Source organism: Nitrosomonas ureae, from assembly GCF_900108305.1.
In the GTDB taxonomy this organism is placed as follows: domain Bacteria; phylum Pseudomonadota; class Gammaproteobacteria; order Burkholderiales; family Nitrosomonadaceae; genus Nitrosomonas; species Nitrosomonas ureae_B.
In genome coordinates, this window is record NZ_FNUX01000005.1 from 110,754 (window position 1) to 136,481 (window position 25,728).

The window sequence follows — 25,728 nt, forward strand, 5'->3', positions numbered from 1 at the left end:
TTGAATTAGCTTCATTCGGCTGATACATGTATTGAGCAACATAAACGGAATATAATGACCATTGAGCGTATGACAGAATCCAGAGAATTTATTGCAATTGCAGACCGTTGCTTGTTGACACCCTACGATATTGATACTGCAGGATTGCAGCGTGTGTTGGGTCAAATACTCACGCATAAGATCGATTATGCTGATTTGTACTTTCAATATAGCCGCTCGGAAGGCTGGATGCTGGAAGAAGGTATCGTTAAGTCAGGCAGCTTCAATATTGAACAAGGTGTTGGAGTTCGTGCGATCAGCGGAGAAAAAACCGGCTTTGCTTATTCCGATGATATTAGTATGCCGGCACTGGTTTCGGCGGCACAGGCAACACGAGCCATTGCCAATCAGGGTGCCATGCATTCCGTGCAGGTAGCAAAACGTAATGATGTAATGGATCGGCAAACTCAGTTGTATTTGCCTGAAGATCCGATAGCAAGCCTTAAGGATGCGGAAAAAGTAGCGTTGCTGGAAAAAATTGAACGCTATACGCGGCAACTGGATCGCAGGGTTACTCAAGTAGTGGCATCGCTTGCCGGTGAATATGAGGTTATATTGGTAACCCGAAGTGATGGATTGCTTGCAGCTGATGTGAGACCGCTGGTCAGATTGTCTTTGCAGGTGATCGCTGAGGAAAATGGCCACCGCGAGCAAGGTGTTGCTGGCGGTGGCGGGCGTTTTAATTACGCTTATTTTACCGATGAAATTCTGCAGGATTATGCTCAAAAAGCTGTGCATCAGGCAATCGTAAATCTTGATGCTCGTCCGGCGCCCGCCGGCACTATGACGGTCGTGTTGGGCAGCGGTTGGCCTGGGATATTGCTGCATGAAGCGATTGGACATGGTCTGGAAGGAGATTTTAATCGAAAGGGTAGCTCCGCTTTCTCAGGGCGAATTGGCGAACGAGTCGCAGCACCTGGCGTCACGGTGGTCGATGACGGAACAATCCCACGCAGGCGAGGATCGTTAAATATTGACGATGAGGGTAATCCGACCCAATGTACTGTATTGATAGAGGATGGCATACTTAAGGGCTATCTGCAGGATAGTTTGAATGCCCGGTTGATGGATTCTCCGGTGACCGGCAACGGTCGGCGTGAATCTTTCGCACATATCCCCATGCCACGCATGACCAATACGTATATGCTAAATGGCGACAAGGATCCGGCAGAAATTATAGCTTCAGTGAAACATGGTCTATATGCCGCGAATTTTGGTGGCGGGCAGGTTGATATTACCAGCGGAAAATTTGTTTTTTCTGCTGCGGAAGCCTATATGATCGAAGACGGAAAAATTACCTATCCGGTTAAGGGGGCAACTCTGATTGGTAATGGGCCTGATGTGCTGACAAGAGTATCGATGATTGGTAATGATATGCTATTGGACCCGGGGGTGGGGACTTGTGGTAAAGAAGGCCAGAGCGTTCCGGTGGGTGTTGGACAGCCAACACTACGGATTGACGGGCTGACTGTAGGCGGTACAGGTGTTTGACGGCACGATATAAGACTTTGCTGTTGAAATATTTTTAACTTGTTGAATTAACATTGGGATGTAAAAAGCATGAGTGCGGAATTGACCGGTGCTGAAATTACCATACGGTGTTTGCAGGAAGAAGGCGTAAAGTGTATTTTCGGTTATCCTGGCGGGGCTGTATTATTTATTTATGATGAATTGTTCAAGCAGGATAAGGTACGGCATATTCTGGTGCGTCACGAACAGGCAGCGATACATGCGGCGGATGGTTATGCGCGCTCCAGCAATAAAGTGGGGGTAGCGCTGGTGACTTCCGGCCCCGGTGTAACCAATGCAGTGACAGGTATTGCCACGGCTTATATGGATTCGATACCGATGGTGATAATCAGCGGTCAGGTGCCGACTAACGCTATTGGTTTGGATGCATTTCAGGAAGTGGATACGGTTGGGATTACACGGCCTTGTGTCAAGCACAATTTTCTGGTGAAAGATATTACAGAGCTGGCGCATACGATTAAGAAGGCTTTTTACATTGCATCGACAGGTCGTCCGGGCCCCGTGCTGGTAGATATTCCGAAGGATGTTTCGCAGCAAAAGACCAAATTTGTATATCCTGACAAGGTATCGATGCGTTCTTATAATCCTGTGACGAAAGGGCATGCCAAGCAGATTAAAAAAGCCGTCGAATTGATCCTCAGTGCTAAGCGTCCGGTGGTTTATGCGGGCGGCGGGGTAATATTGAGTGATGCTGCGCCGCAATTGACCGAGATGACGCAAATGCTGAATTTTCCTTGCACCAATACGCTGATGGGATTGGGAGGGTATCCGGCGACTGATAAACAGTCATTGGGTATGTTAGGAATGCATGGTACCTATGAAGCGAACATGGCGATGCAATATTGTGATGTTCTGATAGCTGTGGGCGCCCGATTTGATGATCGTGTCATTGGTAATCCAAAGCATTTTTTTAACGAAAACAGGAAGATAATTCATATTGATATCGATCCGTCGTCAATTTCAAAACGTGTAAGAGTAGATATACCCATTGTTGGGGATGTTTTGGATGTACTCAAGGAATTAATCAAGTTGCTTAAAATCGAGAAAGATAAGCCGGACCATGTTGCGTTGAAGGAATGGTGGAAACAGATTGATTTATGGCGTGAGCGGGATTGCCTGAAATTTGATCGCAAGAGCAAGATTATCAAGCCGCAGATGGTGATCGAGAAATTATTCGAGATTACCAAAGGCGATGCGTTTATAACTTCAGATGTCGGTCAGCATCAAATGTGGGCAGCGCAGTTTTATAAGTTTGACAAGCCCCGGCGTTGGATCAATTCCGGTGGACTGGGTACGATGGGATTTGGCATGCCTGCCGCAATGGGAGTGCAATTGGCAAATCCGCATGGGAAAGTGGCTTGTGTTACTGGTGAAGCGAGTATCCAGATGTGCATTCAGGAGCTATCAACCTGCAAGCAATATAATCTGCCGCTGAAAATTATTAATTTGAATAATCGTTACATGGGGATGGTTAGGCAGTGGCAAGAGTTTTTTCACGGGAATCGCTATGCAGAATCGTATATGAATGCGTTGCCTGATTTTGTAAAACTGGCCGAAAGCTACGGGCATGTCGGAATGAAAATCGAGAAACCGGAAGATGTCGGAGATGCTTTAAAAGAATCATTTAAGCTTAAAGATCAGTTGGTGTTTATGGATTTTATTACGGATCAGTCTGAAAATGTTTTTCCCATGGTGCCAGGCGGTAAGGGGCTCTCTGAAATGATTCTGGTATAGAAAATAAATGCGACATATTATTTCGTTATTAATGGAAAACGAGGCGGGCGCTTTGTCTCGTGTAGCAGGTCTGTTTTCGGCGCGGGGCTATAATATTGAATCGCTTTCAGTTGCACCTACTGAAGATCTAACTTTGTCACGCATGACGCTGGTAACCGTTGGGTCGGACGAAGTCGTAGAGCAAGTGACCAAGCAATTGAATAAATTGATCGAAGTGGTGAAAATTATAGATTTGAGCGATGGAAATCACATTGAACGTGAATTGATGCTGGTGAAAGTGCGTGCAGTTGATGCGGAACGTGAGGAGATTAAGCGGTTAGCTGAAATTTTCCGTGGCTCTATTATCGATGTTACGGATAAGTCTTATACCATTGAATTAACAGGTACCAGCGAGAAATTGGATGCATTTCTTGAAGCTATTGAATCCAGTGCAGTACTCGAAACCGTGCGAACCGGTGCTTCCGGTATAGGGCGCGGAGAATGGATTTTAAAGGTATAATTCGCAATTGCCAATTTACGCGGATCTCAAGGTTAGTAATCCAGAGTATTCAATTTGTTAAGAAGTTTTCTCTCTATTGCTGTCCTGTTTTACCCTAATTTTGTTTAAAAGGAAAATAATGAAAGTTTATTACGATAAAGATGCGGATTTATCTCTCATAAAAGGAAAAAAAGTAACTATATTAGGCTATGGTTCACAGGGGCATGCTCATGCCAATAATCTGAGTGAATCAGGGGTTAAAGTTACTGTAGGTTTGCGCAAGGGCGGAGGGTCCTGGAGTAAGGCGGAAAAAGCGGGCTTAAAGGTTAAGGAAGTTGCTGACGCGGTTAAGAATGCAGATGTTGTGATGGTTTTATTGCCCGATGAGGAAATTGGTTCGGTATATAAAAAGGAAATTGAGCCGGAGTTGAAAAAAAACGCAACTTTGGCTTTTGCACATGGTTTTAATGTTCATTATGGGCAGGTAACGCCACGTGAAGATCTTGATGTCATTATGATTGCGCCAAAGGGGCCTGGTCATTTAGTGCGTTCAACTTATTTGCAGGGAGGTGGCGTACCGACATTGATAGCGGTGCATCAGAACAAATCAGGTAAGGCGCGCGATCTGGCATTATCCTATGCGGCTGCCAATGGAGGTACTCGCGGGGGTGTGATAGAAACAAATTTCCGAGAAGAAACTGAAACGGATTTGTTTGGGGAACAAGTTGTATTATGTGGTGGCTTGACTGCGCTGATTCAGGCTGGTTTTGAAACGCTGGTGGAAGCCGGGTATGCTCCGGAGATGGCTTATTTCGAATGTTTACATGAAGTTAAGCTAATTGTTGATCTGATTTATGAAGGTGGTATCGCAAATATGCGTTATTCCATTTCCAATAATGCTGAATATGGCGATGTGTCCCGTGGGCCACGTATTATTACTGACGAAACGCGCGCCGAAATGCGGAGAATTTTGCATCAGATTCAAACCGGTGAGTATGCCCGGGAATTTATTCTCGAGAATCAGGCGGGAGCGCCGGTGCTTAAGTCAAGCCGCCGTATTGCATCCGAGCATCCCATTGAACAGGTGGGTACTAAGTTGCGTGATATGATGCCATGGATCAAGAAGAATAAACTTGTTGATCAAGGGAAAAATTAACTGATTATTTCATTATTAGAATTTTAATTTCTTTATTTACGGAGCTATTGTAGTAATTTATTTATGGCTTATTATCCTCATCCTATTATTGCTCGCGAAGGCTGGTTGCATATCGCGATAGCATTTTCTGTTGCGTTTGGTGCAGTGTTTCTGGTTGGTTGGCTCTGGTCAATACCGTTCTGGGTGATTGCTTTTTTCGTTTTGCAGTTTTTTCGTGATCCACCGAGGGAAGTGCCATCTAATCGCAATGCTATATTGGCACCGGCGGATGGCAGAATTGTTGCAGTTGAGAAAACTCAGGATCCTTATTTGGAGCGGGAAGCTGTCAAAATCAGCGTATTTATGAATGTATTTAATGTACATTCCAATCGCAGCCCTATTGATGGCGAAATACGTGATAAGTGGTATTTTCCAGGTAAATTCGTAAATGCGGATTTACCCAAAGCGTCGCTGGAGAATGAGCGCAATGCATTATGGATTAAAGCCGATAATGGTGCTGATGTGACTTGTGTCCAGGTAGCGGGACTCATTGCGAAACGGATTATTTGTCAAGTATCGCCGGGAGATCATATGACGCGTGGGCAACGCTTTGGGTTTATACGCTTTGGTTCGAGAGTGGATGTATATTTACCGCTGAATACTAAAATTAATGTCAATATCGGCGATAGAGTATCAGCAACATTGACCATTCTGGCTGAGTTTCGAGAAGAATAAGTCAAAAGGGTAAGTTAATAAATGGGTTTCTTTCTGCTTTTTTAGTATAATTTTATTGTCAAAAGCCCATTTTTTTATATTGTCTTTCTACGGTGTTTTTGAATTAATGATCCATTGATTATTCTTACTACTATCAGCATTTTCTTTCATTAACTAATAAATAATGCCCGATTCCATATCAGAACGCACTGTACTCAAATCTAGATTACGCAGGCGTGGTATCTATTTATTACCGAATTTATTCACAACGGCCGCATTGTTTGCTGGATTTTATGCCATTGTGCAGGCAATGAATGGGAATTTTGAGTATTCGGCAATTGCCGTCTTTATTGCGATGGTTCTTGACGGACTAGATGGCCGAGTGGCACGCCTTACTGGAACTCAAAGTGAGTTTGGTGCCGAATACGATAGTATGTCGGATATGGTTTCTTTTGGCGTTGCGCCTGCATTGATAGTATATGAATGGGCCTTGAAAGAAATGAATCAGTGGGGTTGGATCGTTGCGTTTATATACTGTGCATGCGCAGCTTTACGGCTTGCGCGATTCAATACTAATATCGAAGTGGTTGATAAACGTTTCTTCCAGGGCCTGCCCAGTCCCGCCGCCGCTGCGCTGATAGCGGGACTTGTGTGGGTGACGCTCAATTTTCAGATACAAGGGAGTGATGTTAAATGGCTAGCAAGTATCGTTACACTGTTTGCTGCATTTACTATGGTGAGTAATATTCCGTATTATAGCGGAAAAGAGATAAATCTACGTCGAAGAGTACCTTTCTTTACAGTACTGTTATTAGTTTTGTTTTTCTTTGTATTGATACCCAGTCATCCGCCTTTGGTTTTATTTTTCTTATTTGCAGCGTATGCGTTTTCGGGATATTTCATTAAGTTATGGCGCTTTGGTAAAAGCAAAAGAAGTAGTGACACAATTAATTCCTGAAGTTTACCTCTTGCATTCGAAGGAAAAATTAATTATATTTTCATTCATGATGTTTGAAAAAAACGATAAATACTTTTTCTCCCTGCTTGCAGTTTCTATTACGACACTGGCGTATCTGCTATTGCGCCTTGCGCGCTAAATTTTCTCTCCCTAATCTTCTTTCTTCCCTATAAAATTCGAATAGCGAATTTTATCTTACTTTAAGATTTCTTCTTCATGTGGAGAGCATAATGCAAGAGCATTTGATTATTTTTGACACAACGTTGCGCGATGGCGAACAAAGTCCGGGTGCATCCATGACTAAGGAAGAAAAGGTGCGCATTGCTTGGCAACTGGAGCGCATGGGTGTGGATGTTATCGAAGCAGGTTTTCCGGCAGCATCAAATGGAGATTTTGAGGCCGTAAAGGCAGTTGCTGACTCAGTCAAGGATAGTGTGGTGTGTGGGTTAGCGCGTGCGATTGAAACTGATATTCAGCGTACGGGTGAGGCGTTAAAAGGCGCGCAATTAGCACGCATTCATACTTTCATTGCGACATCGCCGGTTCACATGAAGAAAAAATTGCGGATGTCACCTGATCAGGTGATAACACAAGCCGTGAAAGCTGTGAAATGGGCGCGTCAATACACCGATAATATTGAGTTTTCCCCAGAGGATGCTGGTCGATCAGAATTAGACTTTTTGTGTCAGATACTTGAGGCTGTGATCGACGCGGGCGCAACCACGGTTAATATTCCTGATACGGTTGGTTATACCATGCCGGATCAGTTCGGGACGCTTATTCGAAATTTACGTGAGCGCGTTCCGAATTCAGATAAGGCAATTTTCTCGGTTCATTGCCACAATGATTTAGGGCAGGCTGTGGCTAATTCATTGACTGCGGTGATGAATGGGGCACGGCAGGTTGAATGTACCATCAATGGTTTGGGAGAAAGAGCGGGTAATGCTGCGTTGGAAGAAATCGTGATGGCTGTCCGTACCCGCCAGGATTATTTTCCTTGCGATACACGAATTGATACAACACATATCGTTTCGGCAAGTAAACTGGTTTCCGGTATTACCGGCTTTCCAGTCCAACCCAATAAAGCGATAGTAGGTGCGAATGCTTTTGCACATGAATCGGGCATTCATCAAGATGGCGTATTGAAACACCGCGAGACATATGAAATCATGCGTGCAGAAGATGTGGGTTGGGGTGCGAACAAATTATTGCTGGGAAAGCATTCGGGACGTAACGCTTTTCGGAATCGTCTGGTGGAACTTGGCATCGAGTTGGAATCCGAAGAGATGCTGAATAATACTTTTATGCGCTTCAAGGAGTTAGCAGATAAAAAACATGAAATATTCGATGAAGATCTTCATGCATTGGTTTCGGATGAGGAGTTAGTACTGCATGAATGCTTTCGGCTGATCTCGTTGATTGTGCATAGTGAAACGGGTGAGATCCCTTACGCGCGCGTGGTGATTTCGGATAACGGAAATGAAATGAGCGCTGATTCTGAAGGAAGCGGTCCGGTGGATGCCACTTTCCGTGCGATTGAGAAACTGCTTTCGAGCGAAGCGAAGCTGCAACTATACTCTGTCAACAATATTACCAGTGGCACTGATGCACAAGGCGAAGTAACCGTGCGATTACAAAAATCTGACCGTATTGTTAATGGACATGGTGCAGATACCGATATTGTCGTGGCTTCTGCAAAAGCATATCTGAGCGCATTAAATAAGTTATGCAGCAAATTGGAACGGGCGCATCCTCAAGTGTAGTTGCCATGGGATTGTTGATAAATCTGAAAGAAAGCTTCTCTTTGCATGATGAAAAATAAATTAAGCATATCGGTTTGTACAGCAGTTTTATTGCTAAGTTTTCAGGTGCAGGCATTTCAATTTAAAGATGCAACGGGTGAGCTTCATAAGCTTGAGGACTATAAGGGGCGCTGGGTATTGATTAATTTTTGGGCAACCTGGTGCCCGCCTTGCCTTAAAGAAATTCCTGATTTGATTTCACTATATCAGGATCGTAAGGATATTATGGTTATTGGAGTTGCGATGGATTATAGCGATCCACAAGAAATTATGAGCTTTGTGCGTTCTCTGTCAATCAACTATCCTATCGTATTAGGTGATCGGAAAATTGCTTCTCAACTAGATGATATCTCATTATTGCCCAGCACGTATTTTTATGATCCTAACGGTAATCCCGCTGCACGGCAGCTAGGCATTATTTCGCGGGAGAGTATCGAAAAATTTATTGAGTCAAAATCAGTGGAAAAGAAGTAATACCTATCCGCACTGACTCTGCAGCAGTTGTTTCCATTGTTAATTAGTTTATCGATTATAAGCTTATTCGATTGCGATGATGTTTAGCGCCAGGTGGTTTGCCATCTATTGAATACAAGTTGCGGGTAAGAAGCTTCTCCCAAGCTACCATTATATCTTCCGAGCGCACGGAAATAATCCCCATTTTCCTTATCTAAGTAATGCCGAAGAATGGTGCATCCATAGCGCAAATTCATGCGCAAGTGAAAAAGATTGTGATCTTGATGACCGATGACGCCTATCCAAAATGGCATGATTTGCATATAGCCGCGCGCGCCCGCATGAGAAACGGCATATTTTTTAAAGCCACTTTCAACTTGAATGACGCTTAGCACCAGTTGGGGATCCAGTCCTGCTCGTGTTGCTTCATAATAAACCGTTCTTAAAAAATCCTCTCGTTCGATTAGATCGGGTATGTATTTTTCTAAACGATGACTCATGCTGATGAGCCAGGTAACATTATCTGCAATAGCTGCATATTCTATGTATGAAGCGGCTTGATCACTCGTTTCGTGCAGAATGATTGTTTGCGTATTGGCAGCGAGATGCTCATAACCCGGATTGTTGGCATAAATAAGGCTTGGAACGAGTAATAAGAGTATTGCGAAGGTTAATCTATGCATAGTTTGGTGGATATAAATGGAAAAATTTCATCAATAAAGATCACTTGAGGAGAGCGATCTTTCCGGCTTTGATATTCAATAGTTGATTGCTTGAGTCCGCGTTCTCCAATCACAATTCGATGTGGAATGCCCATTAGTTCCGTATCAGCAAACATAACGCCGGGACGTTCATCCCGATCGTCTAAAAGTACTTCTATGCGTGCACCCAAGAATTGTTGATAAAGTTTTTCTACAATTTCTTTTACTTGAGGGCTCTTCTGCAAACCGATCGGAATTATTGCTAACTGAAATGGTGCTATTGCAGCTGGAAAAATAATACCATGCTCATCGTGGTTTTGCTCGATGGCGGCAGCCACAATACGCGAGACGCCAATACCGTAACAACCCATTTCCATATGTTGAGCGCATCCAGATTCATCTAAATAAGTGGCTTTCATAATTTTAGAATACTTCGTACGTAACTGGAAAATATGCCCTACTTCTATTCCTCGGCAAATTTCTAAAATGCCTTTCCCATCAGGAGATGCATCACCCGGAACTACATTCCTAATATCAAAGACATATTCCGGTAGCTTAAGATCACGACCAAAATTGACATGCATCAAGTGAAAACCTTCTTCATTTGCACCGCAAACAAAATTACTCATATTCATAACTGCTTGATCTGCAATCACGCAGGTATTTAACCCGACCGGACCGATATATCCGGGAACCGTGTCGGTTTCATCTAGAATATCTTCTTCATTTGCTAACTGAAATTCAGATAAAAAGGGTATTTTCCTTACTTTTAATTCGTTCAGTTGGTGATCGCCACGCAATAATAATAAAAATATTCGATCATTAGCTTTTACAGCGAGTGTTTTTAAGGTTTTGTTCAATGGGATTTTTAAGAATTCTGCAACCTCAACACAAGTTCGTTTGCTCGGGGTGGCAATTTTTTGCATGCTGCCATCGGGAATGCTGCGGCTTTGAGGGAGTGTTGGCGAACTGGCCAATTCAATATTGGCCGCATAATCCGAATCAGGACAGAATGCGATTGCATCCTCGCCAGAGTCCGCTAAAACGTGAAACTCATGTGAGCCGCTACCCCCTATGGCACCCGTATCAGCTGTGACTGCGCGAAATTGCAATCCGAGGCGAGTAAAAATACGATTGTAGGTTTCGTACATGAGCTGATAGGTCTGCATTAAACTATCTTCATTCGTATGAAATGAGTATGCATCTTTCATGACAAACTCGCGCGCACGCATTACCCCAAAGCGAGGCCTGATTTCATCGCGAAATTTAGTTTGTATTTGATAGAAATTGAGTGGCAGCTGGCGATAGCTTTTGATTTCCTTGCGCGCAATATCGGTGATGACTTCTTCGTGGGTGGGGCCAAAACAGAAATCGTGTTTATGGCGATCTTTGATTTTTAGCATTTGTAGTCCGAATACATCCCATCTTCCAGTTTCTTGCCATAATTCTGCAGGTTGTATAGCGGGCATTAAAACCTCCACGGCGCCACTGCTGTTCATTTCTTCACGTATAATGTTTTCGATTTTTCTTAATACTCTCAAACCCAGTGGCATCCATGTGTATAGTCCACTCCCGAGGCGTTTGATGAGCCCGGCGCGCAACATAAGCTTGTGACTAATCAGCTCTGCTTCCGCGGGTGCTTCTTTGAGTGTTGAAACAAAAAATTGTGAGACGCGCATGAGCTATTCCATTATGATAAGAAATAATAATTTTACCGTGAAATGCTTGTTTATAGTGTGCAGTAGTTCATGGGTCATGCGCCCGTGATTTATTTAGGTAATCAACGATATGAAAAGACATGAGTTTTTGTTTTTGGGTTATGAATACTTTCAATCTATCGTAAAGTATGAAAAAATCCATCTATTTGATGGGTCAAATGAACAATTCATATGATTGACCGTAATGGATATCGCCCCAACGTCGGTATTATTCTCTTGAATTCAAGAAACGAAGTTTTTTGGAGTAAACGCATTAGACAGAATTCTTGGCAATTTCCACAGGGAGGCATTAAGTCTGGAGAAAGTCCAGAGCAAGCCATGTATCGAGAGCTGAGTGAAGAAATAGGGTTGCGCCCGAATCATGTTGAAATTGTTGGGCGTACACGTGATTGGCTGAGATATGAAGTGCCTGATCGATGGATTAGACGTGAATGGCGCGGCAATTATAAGGGGCAGAAGCAGATTTGGTATCTGTTGCGACTGGTCGGGCGCGATAGCGATGTTTCGTTACGTCAAAGCACTCATCCAGAATTTGATGCATGGCGCTGGAATCAATATTGGGTTGAGTTAGACTCGGTCGTGGAATTTAAACGCAAAGTTTATAAACAGGCATTGACAGAGTTGTCACGCCTGTTAAAAACAGATCCTTGTCAATGTGCTGATTATGATGTGGATACTTTGGCTGGGGTTGGTAGGAAGGCTCTGACTGATCAATTGGAAGTGAACGAATAAGAACGAATCTATCATAAGCAGATCTTGGAATCATTCTTTTGGTTTTGTTATGAATCTAAGAGAAATAGAAGTGGATGGTTTAGTTTTATTTTTTAATAAATTTCCCATCTGTGAGCTTTTCATCAGGCGTAATCGGCTGCGCCATTACAGCCGCTTATTATTAAATTAGGGAGAGTACCGATGAAGATGCATATACTGGTTGCATCACTTTTATCGATTGGCATGCTTGCCATTTCGGTTAATACTTCAGCCAATGAGCCTATCCAACCTATTAAACCTGCAAAAGTTGAAAATGCTGATATGGTTGAGTTGGGAAAAATGCTGTTTTTTGATCCGCGTTTATCTATGTCTGGATTTATTTCTTGTAACTCTTGCCATAATTTGAGCATGGGTGGAACAGATAATCTTCCGAGTTCTATCGGTCATAAATGGCATCAAGGACCAATTAATGCTCCAACTGTATTAAATTCCAGTATGAGTTTGGCGCAATTCTGGGATGGGCGCGCTAAAGATTTAAAAGAGCAAGCCGGGGGGCCGATTGCAAATCCAGGAGAAATGGGTTCGACACATAAAATTGCCGTTGATGTAATACAATCGATTCCTCAATATCGTACCTATTTTGAGAAAGCGTTTGGATCAGACCAAGTTGATATTGATCGAATAACCACCGCAATTGCAGCTTTTGAGGAGACGCTGGTTACTCCGGGATCCCGTTTTGATAAATGGCTGGAAGGAGACAAAAAGGCCTTAAATCAGCAAGAACTTGAAGGGTATGCGCTATTCAAAAGTAGCGGGTGCACTGGTTGTCATAACGGGCAAGCTGTAGGAGGTGCACTGTATCAGAAGTTTGGTGTTTATCATCCTTATGAAACAAAAAGTAAGGTGGAAGGCCGGAAAGCGGTTACTGGAAAAGATTCTGATTTGAATGTCTTTAAAGTGCCAACCTTGCGTAATATAGAATTAACTTATCCCTACTTTCATGATGGCGCTGTAACCACATTAGAAGATGCAGTAAGGATAATGGGTAAAGTGCAATTAGATCGCGACTTCAACAAGAAAGAAATTGATAGTATCGTTGCCTTTTTGAAGACGCTAACGGGTGTGCAGCCTGAAATTATATTGCCCATTCTTCCACCATCAAATAATAATACGCCTAAGCCAGTACCATTTTAATTGTTGCAATCGAACAGAAGATTGTTGAAATTTCGGTATTACGATTATAGTGCTAGGCGAGTCTCGGATCACCCAGATTATGATTATAGTCTGGGTGATCTGAAAAGTATTTAGTTGTAAAATTAATTTGATATAACGGTTCTACTGAACGCTGAATGAGTAAAATCTGATATAGATTTACATTTAGAAATAAAGTAGAGTTACCATTCCGATAATGAATAATTAAAATAGGGAATTACCTATGGGTAACAAGGGACAGTTGCTACAAGATCCATTTCTAAATATATTGCGAAAAGAACATATTCCAGTATCAATTTATTTAGTGAATGGTATTAAACTACAAGGACAAATTGATTCATTCGATCAATATGTAGTACTGCTGAAAAACTCGGTTACGCAAATGGTATACAAACATGCAATTTCTACAGTAGTGCCTGCAAGAGCTGTTACCATTCCCGTTGAAGTGGTGGAAACGCGCGATGTCTGATATGCCTGTTGGGCATGAATAAATTAATAGCATCCGATACAGCAATTTTGGTTGGTGTCGATTTCGGTGGCGGTACTCATCAAGACAGTTTGCTAGAGTTGCAGCTATTAGCTTCCAGCGATAAGCTTGAGGTTGTTGCGATTGTGACGGGAAAGCGATCCCGCCCTGATCCCACAACATACGTTGGGAAGGGTAAAGTTGAGGAAATCGTGCGAGTGATGCAGCAGACAGGAGCTGGGTTGGTTATATTTAATCATGATTTGTCTCCAGCGCAGCAACGAAACCTATCTTTGCGTTTAAATTGTAATGTTATTGATCGCACTAATCTGATTCTTGACATTTTTGCCCGGCGAGCTCACAGCCATGAAGGAAAGCTACAAGTTGAATTGGCTCAGTTGGAGTATCTTTTGACACGTCTTGTACGCGGATGGACTCATCTTGAAAGACAAAAAGGCGGTATAGGTTTACGTGGGCCAGGAGAGACCCAACTGGAAACGGATCGGAGGTTAATTAAAAAGCGAGTAAAATTGCTTAAGGGAAAACTTTCGGATCTGCAGCGTCAACGAAATGTTCAAAGACGATCTAGGCAGCGAGCAAACTCGTTGGCGGTATCCATTGTTGGTTATACCAATGCAGGTAAATCAACTTTCTTTAACAAATTAACCCGGGCGCAATCGTATGCTGCTGATCAGCTATTTGCCACGCTTGATACAACAACACGTAAATTATTTATTGAAGAAGGCAGTACAGTAGTCATTTCGGATACGGTAGGGTTTATCCGGGAATTGCCGCATACACTGGTAGCCGCATTTCGTGCAACACTTGAAGAAACTGTGCAGGCTGATTTATTGCTTCATGTGATAGATGCCAGTAGCTCCAATAGTGATGAGCAAATTAAAGAAGTTAATAAAATATTAAAAGAAATTGGTGCCGATGTTATTCCACAGATCTTGATTTTCAACAAAATTGATTTAATCGACACGACCATATGCAGTAAAGGTTGCGTACGTGATGAATATGGTAGAATATCACGTATTCGTTTAAGTGCAGAAACAGGCGATGGAATTGAGTTTGTAAGGCAGGCGTTGGCAGAAACGATCTTGGAAAACTCCAAAAAACTGAATAAAGAATCAACGGAAATAACTAATGGATTTCGAGATTGTGCTTCAGTGCAAGACTTTTTTTGAACGAACAAACAGGAATGATTATGGGATTAAATGATCCACAATGGGGAAAAAATAAAGGCGATTCTGGCCCACCAGACTTAGATGATGTATTGCGGAATTTCAATAAGAAAATCAATGATATGTTTGGGCAAAAAAAAAGTGGAGGAGGGGGTGATGATGGCCCGCGTACTCAAGGATCTAAGCCGCAGAGTAGTGGGAGCATTATATTAATCCTTGGCTTGTTGGTTGTGGTGTGGCTGGGCAGTGGTTTTTATATTGTAGATGAGGGCCATAGAGGTGTGGTGTTACGATTTGGTCAATATGTCGATACATCAGCAGCAGGGTTGCGTTGGCATTTTCCCTATCCGGTTGAGAGAGTGGAAGTTGTGAATGTCAGTCAGGTCCGTACAGTTGAAATTGGCTATCGGAACAATGTAAGAAGCAAAGTGCTGCGTGAAGCGTTAATGTTAACAGACGATGAAAACATTATCGATATTCAGTTTGCGGTACAGTATATATTGAATGATCCAGAGAATTTTCTATTCAAAAATAGAAACCCGGATGAAGCCGTACTTCAGGCAGCCGAAACTGCAATTAGGGAAGTCATAGGCAAAAGTAAAATGGACTTTGTCCTGTATGAAGGACGTGAGCAAGTGGCCGCCAATGCGACACAGTTGATGCAAAAAATACTTGATCGATATGAAATTGGTATTTTGATTAGTAGAGTGACAATGCAGAATGCGCAGCCGCCTGAACAAGTTCAAGCTGCATTTGATGATGCGGTAAAAGCGGGTCAAGATAGAGAGCGGCAAAAGAATGAAGGACAGGCGTACGCGAATGATGTCATTCCAAGGGCAGCCGGTAATGCGGCTCGATTAATTCAAGAATCGGAAGGGTATAAGCAGCGTGTAATTGTAAGTGCTGAGGGTGATGCCAGTCGTTTTGAGCAAATTCTTACTGAATATAGTAAGGCACCGAATGTTACACGCGAACGTTTATATCTGGATATGATGCAGCAGGTGCTTTCTAATACAACTAAGATTATTGTTGATCAAAAGAACGGCAACAATCTTTTGTATTTGCCGCTCGATAAACTAATTAACATGAGTGGATCAACTTCGGTCTCATCAGCACCAGCATCACCTGCAGTACAAGAAACAACACCTGACAGCAGTTTACGCGCACGAGAATCTTTTCGTAGTCGCGAACGGGAGATAAGATAGATGAAAAGTTTTACATCAGTATTTTCAGGCATCATTATTGCAATTTTCTTTCTGGGCAGTTCAGCAATTTATATTGTTGATGAGCGTCAGCAGGCAATCTTATTTCAACTTGGAGAAGTTATTGATGTTAAAACTGACCCAGGCTTATATTTTAAAATTCCAATTGCGCAAAATGTACGCTTCTTTGAGAAGCGTATCCTGACAATGGATACCGAAGAACCGGAGCGCTTTATTACTTCTGAGAAAAAGAACGTTTTAGTGGATCTGTTTGTGAAATGGCGTATCGTTGATGTGAAACAATATTATATCAGCGTACGAGGAGATGAAGGATTAGCTCAAACACGATTATCTCAAACCATTAATGCGAGTTTACGTGATGAGTTTGGTAATCGTACGGTTCATGATGTGGTTTCGGGTGAACGTGATGTAATTATGGAGATTATGCGCCAGAAAGCGGATAATGATGCTCGATCCATTGGAGTAGAAGTTGTTGATGTGCGTCTAAAACGTGTGGATCTGCCGCAAGAAGTCAGTGAATCGGTATATAGGCGTATGGAGGCAGAACGAAAACGAGTGGCAAATGAATTACGCTCTACCGGTGCTGCTGAATCGGAAAAAATTCGTGCTGACGCAGATAAGCAAAGAGAAATCATATTAGCTGAAGCCTATCGGGAAGCCCAAAAAACAATGGGTGATGGTGATGGTCAGGCAGCTGCAATCTATGCGGCTGCATTTCAGAAAGATTCTGAATTTTATGCGTTCTGGCGCAGCGTTGATGCTTATAAGCAGTCATTCAAGAATAAAGGGGATATGATGGTTCTTGAACCTACCTCTGAGTTCTTTAAATATTTGAAAAATCCTGCAGTTAGTAAGTAATAATCATATTCCTGTAGAATCAGTTAAGGCTCTGTTTATTACAATCGATGCAAATAGCGTCCTAATTTATTTTTCACTAAGGCGTGTGTGATTTGGATGCTAATGCAGAAATTCCTGAGAATTGAAGCTAATTGTTTACTCGATTTTGTGACAGAGCCTATCAATTTTTTATGCTTCTCATTGAAGATATTATGCATGCGTGATTAAGCAGGGGTTATCGTACATGTGGGAAAATTTTTTAAATGCAATTGCATTGATGTTAATTCTAGAAGGAATGCTGCCATTTTTATCTCCGAATACCTGGAGGGAAGCATTTAGGAAGCTAATTGAGATCAATGATAGTCAGTTACGTTTCATAGGATTAACTTCAATGTTGATCGGATTAATATTACTTGTCATCATAACCTAAATCATTTTTCACTTCCCTCTGACGCTTTGTCAGTCTTAGCATGCATAATTGGTTGCTCCCAGAATATGTTGAAGATATATTGCCAGCGGAAGCATTGCATATTGAAGTAACGCGCCGGCAGATTCTTGACCTATTGTTAACACATGGTTACCAGCAAGTCATACCGCCTTTATTAGAATACGTAGAGTCATTATTGTCTGGCAGCGGCAGTGATATGGATCTGCAGACATTTAAAGTTATCGATCAGCTAAGTGGACGAATGATGGGATTGCGCGCTGACATGACACCTCAAGTGGCAAGAATTGATGCGCATTTATTGAATTCTAACGGTATAACACGGCTATGCTATGTTAATAGTGTACTACATACGATTCCATCCGGAATAACACAAACGCGTGAACCCTTGCAAATTGGCGCTGAGCTATACGGTCACTCAGGGTTGGAAAGTGATTTAGAAGTGCAACGTCTTATGCTGCAGTGCTTGTCGGCCTCCCAGATAAATGAAATTCATCTGGATCTCGGTCATGTAGCAGTTTTTCGTGGACTAATAAAAGGTGCCGGGATATCACGAGAACTTGAAGCAGAATTATTTTCGGTTCTACAAGCGAAAGATATTTCAACTTTACAGGAATTGTGTTTAAAGCTGAAAAAAAGTATTCGTGAGGCACTGCTCTTATTACCTGAGCTTTATGGTGATAAAAAGATTCTAGCCGATGCAGCGGCACGGCTGCCGGACTATCCAGTAATTAGAACCGCATTGAATGAGCTTGGTATGGTTGAAACAGAGCTGGAGCCGATAGTGGATAGCGTTGCATTCGATTTAGCTGATTTGCGCGGATACCACTATCATACAGGAATTGTATTTGCTGCATACGCGAAAGGGTGTTCAAGTGCTATCGCCCTCGGTGGACGCTACGATGAAATAGGGAAAACCTTTGGACGGGCACGACCGGCAACTGGTTTTAGTATGGATTTAAGAGAATTATCCAGATTAGTAAGGCCTAAGAAATATCCCAAAGGAATACGAGCGCCTTTTGAGAAAAAAGATAAGAGACTGGAAGCGATGATTCAGCAGTTACGCAAAGCAGGGCATATTGTAGTCATGGAATTGCCAGAACAAAAGGATGAATGTATAGGCTGTGACAGGCAATTAGTGCTGCATGATGGAAAATGGATAATTAAAGAGATTTAACTTCTTTGATTTAAATCCACGGATTTTTTAGAGAATAGGATTATGACTAAAAATGTAGTCGTTATTGGTACGCAATGGGGCGATGAAGGAAAGGGCAAGATTGTTGACTGGTTAACGGATCATGCGCAAGGTGTCGTACGCTTTCAGGGTGGGCATAATGCAGGTCATACATTGGTCATAGGTAATACTAAAACGGTATTGCATTTAATTCCATCCGGTATCCTGCGGGACAATGTTATCTGTTACATTGGAAATGGTGTGGTAATTTCACCAGAAGCATTGCTAAGTGAAATTGATATGCTGGAGCAGAACGGTATTGATGTTACCGGGCGTTTGCGCATTAGCGCGGCTTGTCCACTCATTTTACCTTGTCACATTGCGCTGGATAATGCACGTGAAGCTGCCAGAGGCGTAGGAAAAATCGGCACTACGGGGCGTGGTATCGGGCCTGCGTACGAAGATAAGGTTGCTCGTCGTGCGATTCGATTACAAGATTTGTTTCATCGGGATCGCTTTGCAGCCAAATTGGGTGAAATGCTGGATTATCATAATTTTGTGTTGAAGAATTACTTTCATGCACAGGTTATTGATTTTCAAAAAACGATGGATGATGCGCTAGTGCAATCCGAGCGTATTAAACCAATGATAGCGGATGTTCCGCAGCTTTTGTTTGAGGCGCATAAAGCAGGTAATAATCTATTATTTGAGGGTGCGCAAGGAGCATTATTGGATGTTGATCATGGTACATATCCATTTGTAACTTCGAGTAACTGTGTGGCAGGTGCAGCAGGGCCTGGCAGCGGAGTCGGACCACAAATGCTGCAGTATGTATTGGGCATTACCAAGGCGTATACCACAAGGGTTGGATCCGGCCCCTTTCCAACTGAGCTGGACGACGATATCGGCAGGCATTTGGCTTCGCGTGGACATGAGTTTGGATCAACAACGGGTCGTCCGCGTCGTTGCGGCTGGTTTGATGCGGTTGCGCTAAAGCGTTCCATTCAAATAAATGGTGTAACAGGACTATGCATTACTAAGCTTGACGTTCTGGATGGAGTGGAAAGCCTTAGTCTGGGTGTTGGGTATCGATTGATTGACGGTAACAAGAGTAATATTCTTCCGGTTGGTGCAGATGATTTGGATTGTTGTGAGCCGATTTATGAGAAAATACCCGGCTGGGTAGAAAATACAGCGGGTATTAAAAAATTCCATCAACTACCCAAGGCCGCGCAGAATTATTTGAAAAGATTAGAAGAAGTGTGTGAAATACCTATTGATATGATTTCTACCGGACCCGACAGAGAAGATACTATTTTATTGCGCCATCCATTTGAATCGATTGCTTAATAAAATTGTTATAAAAATGCGATGCAATCATCTTGTACGTGTTGTAGATTGGGAAACGGAAACGCTAACGCTACGAAATATTCGAACAACGGTTTTTATTCGTGAACAGCAGGTTCCAGTAGATTTGGAATGGGATGAGTTTGATATTATCAGTATGCATTTTCTGGTATTTAATAATCACCGCGAGGCAGTGGGAACTGCGAGACTATTGCCAGATGGACATATCGGGAGAATGGCTGTATTGAAAGAATGGCGGGGTAAAGGATATGGCAGTGCGATACTGAAAAAAATATTAGAGGAACTAAGGGGGCGCCATATGCAAAAAGCAATGCTTAATGCGCAAATTAGTGCAGTAAAGTTCTATGAGAGATTTGGATTTCAGCAAGTTTCTGGAAAAAAATTTCTTGAAGCGGGAATTCCCCATGTCAAGATGGCGATTCTTTTAGAATAATATTATTTCTGATTATTTTACTTCGGTTTTTCCCCATTCGTTCGCTAATGCATCCGATGCTTCCTTCCATTGCCTGGTTGCTTTTTCCATCGAGATTTTAGCTTGTTCCGACTTTTTCCTTGCCGTTTCGGCTGCTTGTTCTGCTTCTGCCAGTTTCTGTTTTGCTGTAGCCAGCTTTTTTTCAGCAAAAGTTAAATCCTTAGTTAAGGTCTCAGCATTTTTCCTGGCTTGCACCATTTTTTCATAGGTGATGCTTGCATTCTTCTGCATATTTTCAATATCTCCTGCTGTAGCATACGGCGAGGCTAAAGCGTAAAAAATAAGTACGGAGAAGAGAATAAACTCACGCAATGAGTTAAATCTTTTTAGATTTGAGTTAATTTTCATGGGATTGAAGGTGAATACTCGTTCAAATTTAATTTCTCGCTACTTGCGGAGTGATGCTTCGTGTTGAAGTATATCAGGAAGTGACAATTCTTTTTTATAGTTACCGTTATAATCGAATTGTTCTCATATAAATGGTTGTAAAGTTATCTTATCGAGATTCTCAGAAATAGATTAGGCTCTAGACTGACAGATTGTTTCTTCTAGTCTAGAGCCTTCTTATTCAATGAAAATTTAAACCAACGCCGGCAGATCCGGAGGTATTGATCCCTTCCTAAGTGGCTGTTTGCGAGCTGCTATTATGAGTGGAATTTCACTTTTCAATAAGTATTTACCTTATGGTTTATATTCATTTTATTACTTGACGTGCGGTCTCCAGGTAGCGAAGCCCCTGATTCTTTACTACTTCGACATCCGCAGTTTCTGAAGCTACATGTACCTTTTCGAGTGTTTCTGCGAGCTCCAGGAATTCTTCGTTAATTTTTTTCAGTGCTTCTTCTAAAGTGTAGGTCAGCTCATGCACAGTATGTAATTCTTCGGAAGTCAAACTTTCTTTGGTCAGAATTTCCTCTAATTTAGCATTGTGTTCAGAAAAGTTAATTACCGCCTGTTTCAGTGTGTTAGCTGATTTACCTTTAAAATGATCGGGCCGTTCACTTGCTGACGCAAATGTCGTAAAGCCTAAAATAAGTATGCTTGCTACTAAAAATGCCGGTCTTTTCATATTTAACTCTCTTAAATAATCTTTCTGGTGATTCAACTCAATCAAATTTATTGATGATTGAGGAAGCGAGCTGTGATAGATACAACAAATGCCATGAAAATCATGTTTTTGTATGTCATGCAGAAGACAGCGATGTCAATCACATTCGTACTAGTATATAATAATGATTATCATTTGCTAAATTAAATTACTTCCAAAATTCTTAAGCGGATTAGCTCAGATCTAATCTTACGAGATGTCTAGAATAGGTGATCAGGTTTTCGTAATCTTTTGCACTGGAAATTTTCTAATTGATTAAATACTAATGAGAGCCTTTTCTTCACGGTAAACCCAACACGAGCCGGATGCTTGGGGTGCGAATGTTATCGGTGGAACAGGCTCCCTCATACGGTTGAGGAGTATAAACCTGATTTATCCTTTTACACACGCAGATACTCAGTCTTATTGCCTAGCCAGCGCGAGATATGTCGCTGTGCTAATTCCGGGTAATTATTAAGCATTTCATTGGCGCAATCTTGCGCGGTTTTCAATAACTCACCATCTTGTTCTAAATCGGCAAAACGCAGCATAGGCAAGCCACTCTGGCGTGCGCCAAGAAATTCACCCGGGCCTCTCAATTGCAAATCCTGACGGGCGATTTCAAAACCATCGGTGTGTTCAAAAATGATTCGGAGTCGTTTACGGGCAATCTCTGACAGGGGTTGCTGAAACAACAAAATACAAACACTCGCTCCCGGTCCACGTCCTACACGACCACGTAGCTGATGTAACTGGGACAATCCCATGCGTTCGGCATTTTCAATCACCATTAACGAAGCGTTCGGTACATCTACTCCCACTTCTATCACGGTTGTCGCCACCAGTAATTGAATTTTACCTGCCTTGAACAGCAGCATAATTTCAGCTTTTTCCTGTGATGGCAAGCGCCCATGTACCAGGCCCACATTCAATTCCGGAAATATTTTCCTCAGATGCTGATAGGTTTCCATTGCGGTCTGTAATTGCAACGCTTCTGATTCTTCAATGAGCGGACAAACCCAATATACTTGCTTGCCTTGTTGGCAAGCGGAATGTATGCGCGCAATGATCTCGTCACGACGCCGATCGGCAATTAATTTGGTGACTACAGGCGATCTGCCGGGTGGCAATTGATCGATAATTGATACATCCAGATCAGCGAAATAGCTCATCGATAAAGTCCTCGGAATTGGCGTAGCGCTCATCATCAATTGATGTGGCATCAAATCGGATTGCGTGCCTTTCATCCGCAGCGCCAAACGCTGATGCACACCAAAACGGTGCTGTTCGTCAATAATCGCCAGGCCGAGCTGGTGAAATATTACCTGGTCTTGAAACAAGGCATGTGTGCCTATAACAAGTTGCGCTGCGCCCGATACGATTTTATCCATCCCGGCTTGTTTTTGTTTTTTCCTCATCCCTCCGGATAGCCATGCAACATGTACTCCCAGTGGTTCAAGCCAAGCAGATAATTTCATGAAATGCTGTTCAGCAAGAATTTCAGTGGGTGCCATGATGACCGCCTGAAAACCGTTCTCAATCGCCTGCAGTGCAGCCAGTGCAGCCACAATTGTTTTTCCGCTGCCCACATCCCCTTGCAGCAGGCGCTGCATCGGATAAGCGACTGCCAAGTCACGGCTGATTTCCGCATATACTTTGATTTGTGCAGAAGTCAGTTTAAAACCAAGCTGCGCCAGTAATTGATTCGTCAGTGCATTTTTTTGCTCCAGCACTGGCGCATTGCGGCTTCTCCGTTGCCGGTAATGCAAGCGCATCGATAATTGCTGCGCCAGCAACTCATCGAACTTGATACGCCGCCAAGCTGGATGTGTACGTGTTTGCAGGGCTTCAATCGATTCTTCGGGGGAGGGATGATGCAAGCACATCACACTCTCGTCAAAACCTTTTAGCCGGTATTTTCTGATGATTTTATCAGGCACCGTTTCAATTAGTGCCTGCACCGTTTGCGCATCCTGCAATCCTTGTCCGATTATTTTCGTCAAAGTCTTTTGCGTCAAACCCGCCGTGGTGGGATATATCGGCGTCAACGAATGCGCCAGCGATTCTCCTGCGCGCACAATACGACATTTCGGATGCACCATTTCGGCGCCAAAAAAACCACCACGAATTTCGCCCAGCAACCGTACACGTTTACCCACCGCATAGGTTTTAATCTGACTACTGTAGAAATTCAGAAAGCGCATAACCAGGGTGCCGCTGCCATCTTCAATCTGGAAAATCAATTGCCGTCTAGGGCGAACAACCACTTCATTATGAATAATCACACCTTCGACCTGCACTGTTTGCCCTTGTGGCGCATCACCGATCGGGAACAAATGCGTTTCATCTTCATAACGGATCGGCAGATGCAAAATCAGATCCAGTTCATTGTAAATGCCCAAGCGGGATAATTTTTCTTGCATACTGGCACTAACGGACAATGTTTTATTCCTGCAATGCCATGATCCCGTCCATTTCAACCAATGCACCGCGCGGTAAGGCCTTGACACCGATCGCCGCGCGCGCAGGATAAGGCTGTGAGAAATGACTGGCCATGATTTCGTTGACTAATGCAAAATTGTCGAGATCGGTTAAAAATATATTCAATTTCACAATATCGTTCAAACTGCCGCCGCTCGCTTTTGCCACCGCTTTCAGATTTGAGAATACCTGCTGGATTTGCGCTTCGATCCCATCCACCATTTGCATACTGACCGGATCCAAACCGATCTGGCCCGATAGATAAACGATATCACCTCCGTTTACCCGGATTGCTTGAGAATAGGTGCCGATGGCTTGTGGTGCATCCACGGTGTGGATTACTTGCTTAGTCATTCTTTCTCCTTATAAATTGATTTGATATTTTTGATATAGTTGACACTATTACATAACCTTTATCGCACCATTGCGTTATGATGCAGCGAACTTTGGCACATTTCAACCACATAAGAACATCACTAAAATACATTTAAATTTTTTACATTATGCAAAAACTGATTATCCAAGGTGGTGTACCACTGCACGGTGAAATTACCATTTCGGGGGCCAAGAATGCTGCATTACCCGTTTTGTGCGCCGCGCTTTTGACCGAGGAGCCTTTAAAAATAAAAAATGTGCCGGTGCTCCAGGATATTATCACCATGCTATCCCTGCTCAAACAAATGGGAATAAATGTCGCCGCACCCAATGTTTCGGAGATAACGCTATCAGCTTCTACGTTAACTCATCTTGTTGCTCCTTATGAAATGGTTAAAACCATGCGTGCGGCCATTCTGGTACTGGGACCGTTGCTGGCTCGAGCAGGAGAGGCCAATATTTCCTTGCCGGGCGGGTGTGCAATCGGCTTGCGGCCCGTTGATCAGCATATCAAAGGACTGCAGGTAATGGGCGCCGAAATCCATATCAAACACGGCTATATTCATGCCGTAGCGAAGAAGCTGCATGGGGCCCGCATTGTACTTGACATCATCACTGTAACTGGAACAGAAAACCTGATGATGGCCGCAACCTTGGCGGAAGGCATCACAATACTTGAAAACGCCGCGCGCGAACCTGAGGTCGTCGATCTGGCTAATTGCCTCATTGCCATGGGCGCAAAAATTCATGGCGCAGGCACTGATATCATTACCATTGAAGGCGTCCCGTCACTGCATGGTGCTGAACACACGGTTATGCCCGATCGAATTGAAACCGGAACTTTCTTGGTCGCAGCCACAGCTGCCGGCGGTGAAATCCTCTTAAGAAAAACAGATGCCCACTTACTCGATGCAGTCCTGGATAAACTTACCGAGGCAGGCGCTCATATTGATTCCAATGACAATTGGATTCGTTTGAAAATGCATACCAGGCCGAAATCAATCAATGTACGCACCGCTCCCTACCCAGCCTTCCCAACCGATATGCAAGCACAGTTCATGTCATTGAATTGCGTTGCTTCTGGAACGGCCATCGTTACGGAGACAATTTTTGAAAACCGTTTAATGCATGTGCAAGAATTAATACGCATGAATGCGAATATTGAAGTTGAAGGCAATGCAGCCATTGTCCACGGCGTTCCCCAGCTCGATGGCGCTCATGTCATGGCGACTGATTTACGCGCTTCAGCAAGTCTCGTAATCGCTGGCTTAGTGGCACAAGGAGAGACTGTAATTGATCGTATCTATCACTTGGATCGTGGTTATGAAAATATTGAAGGAAAATTATCGGCACTGGGCGCGCAGATCCAACGCGCTCAATAAAAAGCCTTTGCGATTGCAAAGGCTTTTTAACCAAAAACCAGACTAT

General features: G+C 43.0%; 25 protein-coding genes. 19 read left to right on the forward strand and 6 right to left on the reverse strand.

The genetic code is table 11. From position 1 onward, the window contains the following. The first annotated feature begins 54 nt into the window (after nt 1-54). The 8 genes from tldD (at nt 55) to C4S39_RS04800 (ending at nt 8,864) form a co-directional block, all read left to right on the forward strand. Nucleotides 55-1,530 carry a metalloprotease TldD gene (tldD, locus tag C4S39_RS04765; RefSeq protein WP_103965897.1) on the forward strand — a complete coding sequence of 492 codons (1,476 nt, stop codon included), beginning with the start codon at nt 55-57 and terminating at the stop codon, nt 1,528-1,530. A 69-nt stretch (nt 1,531-1,599) separates the two neighbouring features. Continuing rightward, nucleotides 1,600-3,303 carry an acetolactate synthase 3 catalytic subunit gene (locus tag C4S39_RS04770; RefSeq protein WP_103965898.1) on the forward strand — a complete coding sequence of 568 codons (1,704 nt, stop codon included), beginning with the start codon at nt 1,600-1,602 and terminating at the stop codon, nt 3,301-3,303. A 7-nt stretch (nt 3,304-3,310) separates the two neighbouring features. Continuing rightward, nucleotides 3,311-3,802 carry an acetolactate synthase small subunit gene (gene ilvN / locus C4S39_RS04775; protein ID WP_103965899.1) on the forward strand — a complete coding sequence of 164 codons (492 nt, stop codon included), beginning with the start codon at nt 3,311-3,313 and terminating at the stop codon, nt 3,800-3,802. Nucleotides 3,803-3,920: 118 nt separating this feature from the next. Further along, nucleotides 3,921-4,937 (forward strand): ketol-acid reductoisomerase, encoded by a 1,017-nt coding sequence (gene ilvC / locus C4S39_RS04780; protein WP_103965900.1) that lies wholly within the window; start codon nt 3,921-3,923, stop codon nt 4,935-4,937. Nucleotides 4,938-5,000: 63 nt separating this feature from the next. Next, a complete protein-coding gene (locus tag C4S39_RS04785) occupies nt 5,001-5,651 on the forward strand; it encodes a phosphatidylserine decarboxylase (RefSeq protein ID WP_103965901.1) in 651 nt (216 codons plus the stop codon). A gap of 163 nt (nt 5,652-5,814) precedes the next feature. Next, a complete protein-coding gene (gene pssA, locus C4S39_RS04790) occupies nt 5,815-6,588 on the forward strand; it encodes a CDP-diacylglycerol--serine O-phosphatidyltransferase (protein ID WP_103965902.1) in 774 nt (257 codons plus the stop codon). A gap of 230 nt (nt 6,589-6,818) precedes the next feature. Further along, nucleotides 6,819-8,351, forward strand: coding sequence for a 2-isopropylmalate synthase (locus C4S39_RS04795; RefSeq protein ID WP_103965903.1), 1,533 nt, complete (start codon nt 6,819-6,821; stop codon nt 8,349-8,351). A 45-nt stretch (nt 8,352-8,396) separates the two neighbouring features. Beyond that, the gene (locus C4S39_RS04800) at nt 8,397-8,864 is read left to right on the forward strand and encodes a TlpA family protein disulfide reductase (RefSeq protein WP_258039290.1); all 468 of its coding nucleotides are present in this window, start codon (nt 8,397-8,399) and stop codon (nt 8,862-8,864) included. A gap of 83 nt (nt 8,865-8,947) precedes the next feature. Here the strand turns inward: C4S39_RS04800 and C4S39_RS04805 are convergent, their stop codons facing one another. Both C4S39_RS04805 and C4S39_RS04810 read right to left on the reverse strand, forming a co-directional pair. Further along, nucleotides 8,948-9,526, reverse strand: coding sequence for a lytic transglycosylase domain-containing protein (locus C4S39_RS04805; RefSeq protein WP_103965904.1), 579 nt, complete (start codon nt 9,524-9,526; stop codon nt 8,948-8,950). Continuing rightward, entirely contained in the window at nt 9,514-11,223 is a 1,710-nt protein-coding gene (locus C4S39_RS04810; protein WP_103965905.1) for a proline--tRNA ligase, read from the reverse strand. Before C4S39_RS04810 ends, C4S39_RS04805 begins: the two co-directional genes overlap by 13 nt. A 210-nt stretch (nt 11,224-11,433) precedes the next feature. Between C4S39_RS04810 and C4S39_RS04815 the strand changes: the two genes are divergently transcribed. The 10 genes from C4S39_RS04815 to C4S39_RS04860 all read left to right on the forward strand — a co-directional run bounded on the left by C4S39_RS04815 (nt 11,434) and on the right by C4S39_RS04860 (nt 20,318). After that, the gene (locus C4S39_RS04815; protein ID WP_103965906.1) at nt 11,434-11,994 is read left to right on the forward strand and encodes an RNA pyrophosphohydrolase; all 561 of its coding nucleotides are present in this window, start codon (nt 11,434-11,436) and stop codon (nt 11,992-11,994) included. 180 nt (nt 11,995-12,174) lie between these two features. Continuing rightward, nucleotides 12,175-13,167 (forward strand): cytochrome-c peroxidase, encoded by a 993-nt coding sequence (locus C4S39_RS04820; RefSeq protein WP_103965907.1) that lies wholly within the window; start codon nt 12,175-12,177, stop codon nt 13,165-13,167. A 241-nt stretch (nt 13,168-13,408) separates the two neighbouring features. Continuing rightward, complete coding sequence (hfq, locus tag C4S39_RS04825; RefSeq protein WP_103965908.1) at nt 13,409-13,654, forward strand: RNA chaperone Hfq; 246 nt, start codon at nt 13,409-13,411, stop codon at nt 13,652-13,654. Between the two features lie 14 nt (nt 13,655-13,668). Beyond that, complete coding sequence (gene hflX / locus C4S39_RS04830) at nt 13,669-14,841, forward strand: GTPase HflX (protein WP_103965909.1); 1,173 nt, start codon at nt 13,669-13,671, stop codon at nt 14,839-14,841. 20 nt (nt 14,842-14,861) lie between these two features. Continuing rightward, complete coding sequence (gene hflK / locus C4S39_RS04835; protein WP_103965910.1) at nt 14,862-16,043, forward strand: FtsH protease activity modulator HflK; 1,182 nt, start codon at nt 14,862-14,864, stop codon at nt 16,041-16,043. Beyond that, nucleotides 16,044-16,919 (forward strand): protease modulator HflC, encoded by an 876-nt coding sequence (gene hflC / locus C4S39_RS04840; RefSeq protein WP_103965911.1) that lies wholly within the window; start codon nt 16,044-16,046, stop codon nt 16,917-16,919. 223 nt (nt 16,920-17,142) lie between these two features. Then, on the forward strand, nt 17,143-17,328 hold the full coding sequence (locus tag C4S39_RS04845) for a DUF2065 domain-containing protein (RefSeq protein ID WP_103965912.1): 186 nt from the start codon (nt 17,143-17,145) through the stop codon (nt 17,326-17,328). A gap of 40 nt (nt 17,329-17,368) precedes the next feature. Continuing rightward, entirely contained in the window at nt 17,369-18,520 is a 1,152-nt protein-coding gene (locus C4S39_RS04850; protein ID WP_103965913.1) for an ATP phosphoribosyltransferase regulatory subunit, read from the forward strand. A 42-nt stretch (nt 18,521-18,562) separates the two neighbouring features. Beyond that, nucleotides 18,563-19,867, forward strand: a complete 1,305-nt coding sequence (locus C4S39_RS04855; RefSeq protein WP_103965914.1) for an adenylosuccinate synthase — start codon at nt 18,563-18,565, stop codon at nt 19,865-19,867. After that, nucleotides 19,860-20,318: a GNAT family N-acetyltransferase gene (locus C4S39_RS04860; protein ID WP_258039291.1), complete on the forward strand. Its 459-nt coding sequence runs from the start codon at nt 19,860-19,862 to the stop codon at nt 20,316-20,318. Before C4S39_RS04855 ends, C4S39_RS04860 begins: the two co-directional genes overlap by 8 nt. 12 nt (nt 20,319-20,330) lie before the next feature. Here the strand turns inward: C4S39_RS04860 and C4S39_RS04865 are convergent, their stop codons facing one another. The 4 genes from C4S39_RS04865 to C4S39_RS04880 all read right to left on the reverse strand — a co-directional run bounded on the left by C4S39_RS04865 (nt 20,331) and on the right by C4S39_RS04880 (nt 24,279). Next, a complete protein-coding gene (locus C4S39_RS04865) occupies nt 20,331-20,705 on the reverse strand; it encodes a hypothetical protein (RefSeq protein WP_146059747.1) in 375 nt (124 codons plus the stop codon). Between the two features lie 346 nt (nt 20,706-21,051). Beyond that, nucleotides 21,052-21,426, reverse strand: a complete 375-nt coding sequence (locus C4S39_RS04870; protein ID WP_103965916.1) for a DUF6746 family protein — start codon at nt 21,424-21,426, stop codon at nt 21,052-21,054. A gap of 419 nt (nt 21,427-21,845) precedes the next feature. Next, nucleotides 21,846-23,885, reverse strand: a complete 2,040-nt coding sequence (gene recG / locus C4S39_RS04875; RefSeq protein WP_103965917.1) for an ATP-dependent DNA helicase RecG — start codon at nt 23,883-23,885, stop codon at nt 21,846-21,848. 4 nt (nt 23,886-23,889) lie between these two features. After that, a complete protein-coding gene (locus tag C4S39_RS04880; protein WP_103965918.1) occupies nt 23,890-24,279 on the reverse strand; it encodes a RidA family protein in 390 nt (129 codons plus the stop codon). A gap of 149 nt (nt 24,280-24,428) precedes the next feature. Between C4S39_RS04880 and murA the strand changes: the two genes are divergently transcribed. Further along, nucleotides 24,429-25,682 (forward strand): UDP-N-acetylglucosamine 1-carboxyvinyltransferase, encoded by a 1,254-nt coding sequence (gene murA / locus C4S39_RS04885; RefSeq protein ID WP_103965919.1) that lies wholly within the window; start codon nt 24,429-24,431, stop codon nt 25,680-25,682. Nucleotides 25,683-25,728: the final 46 nt, after the last annotated feature.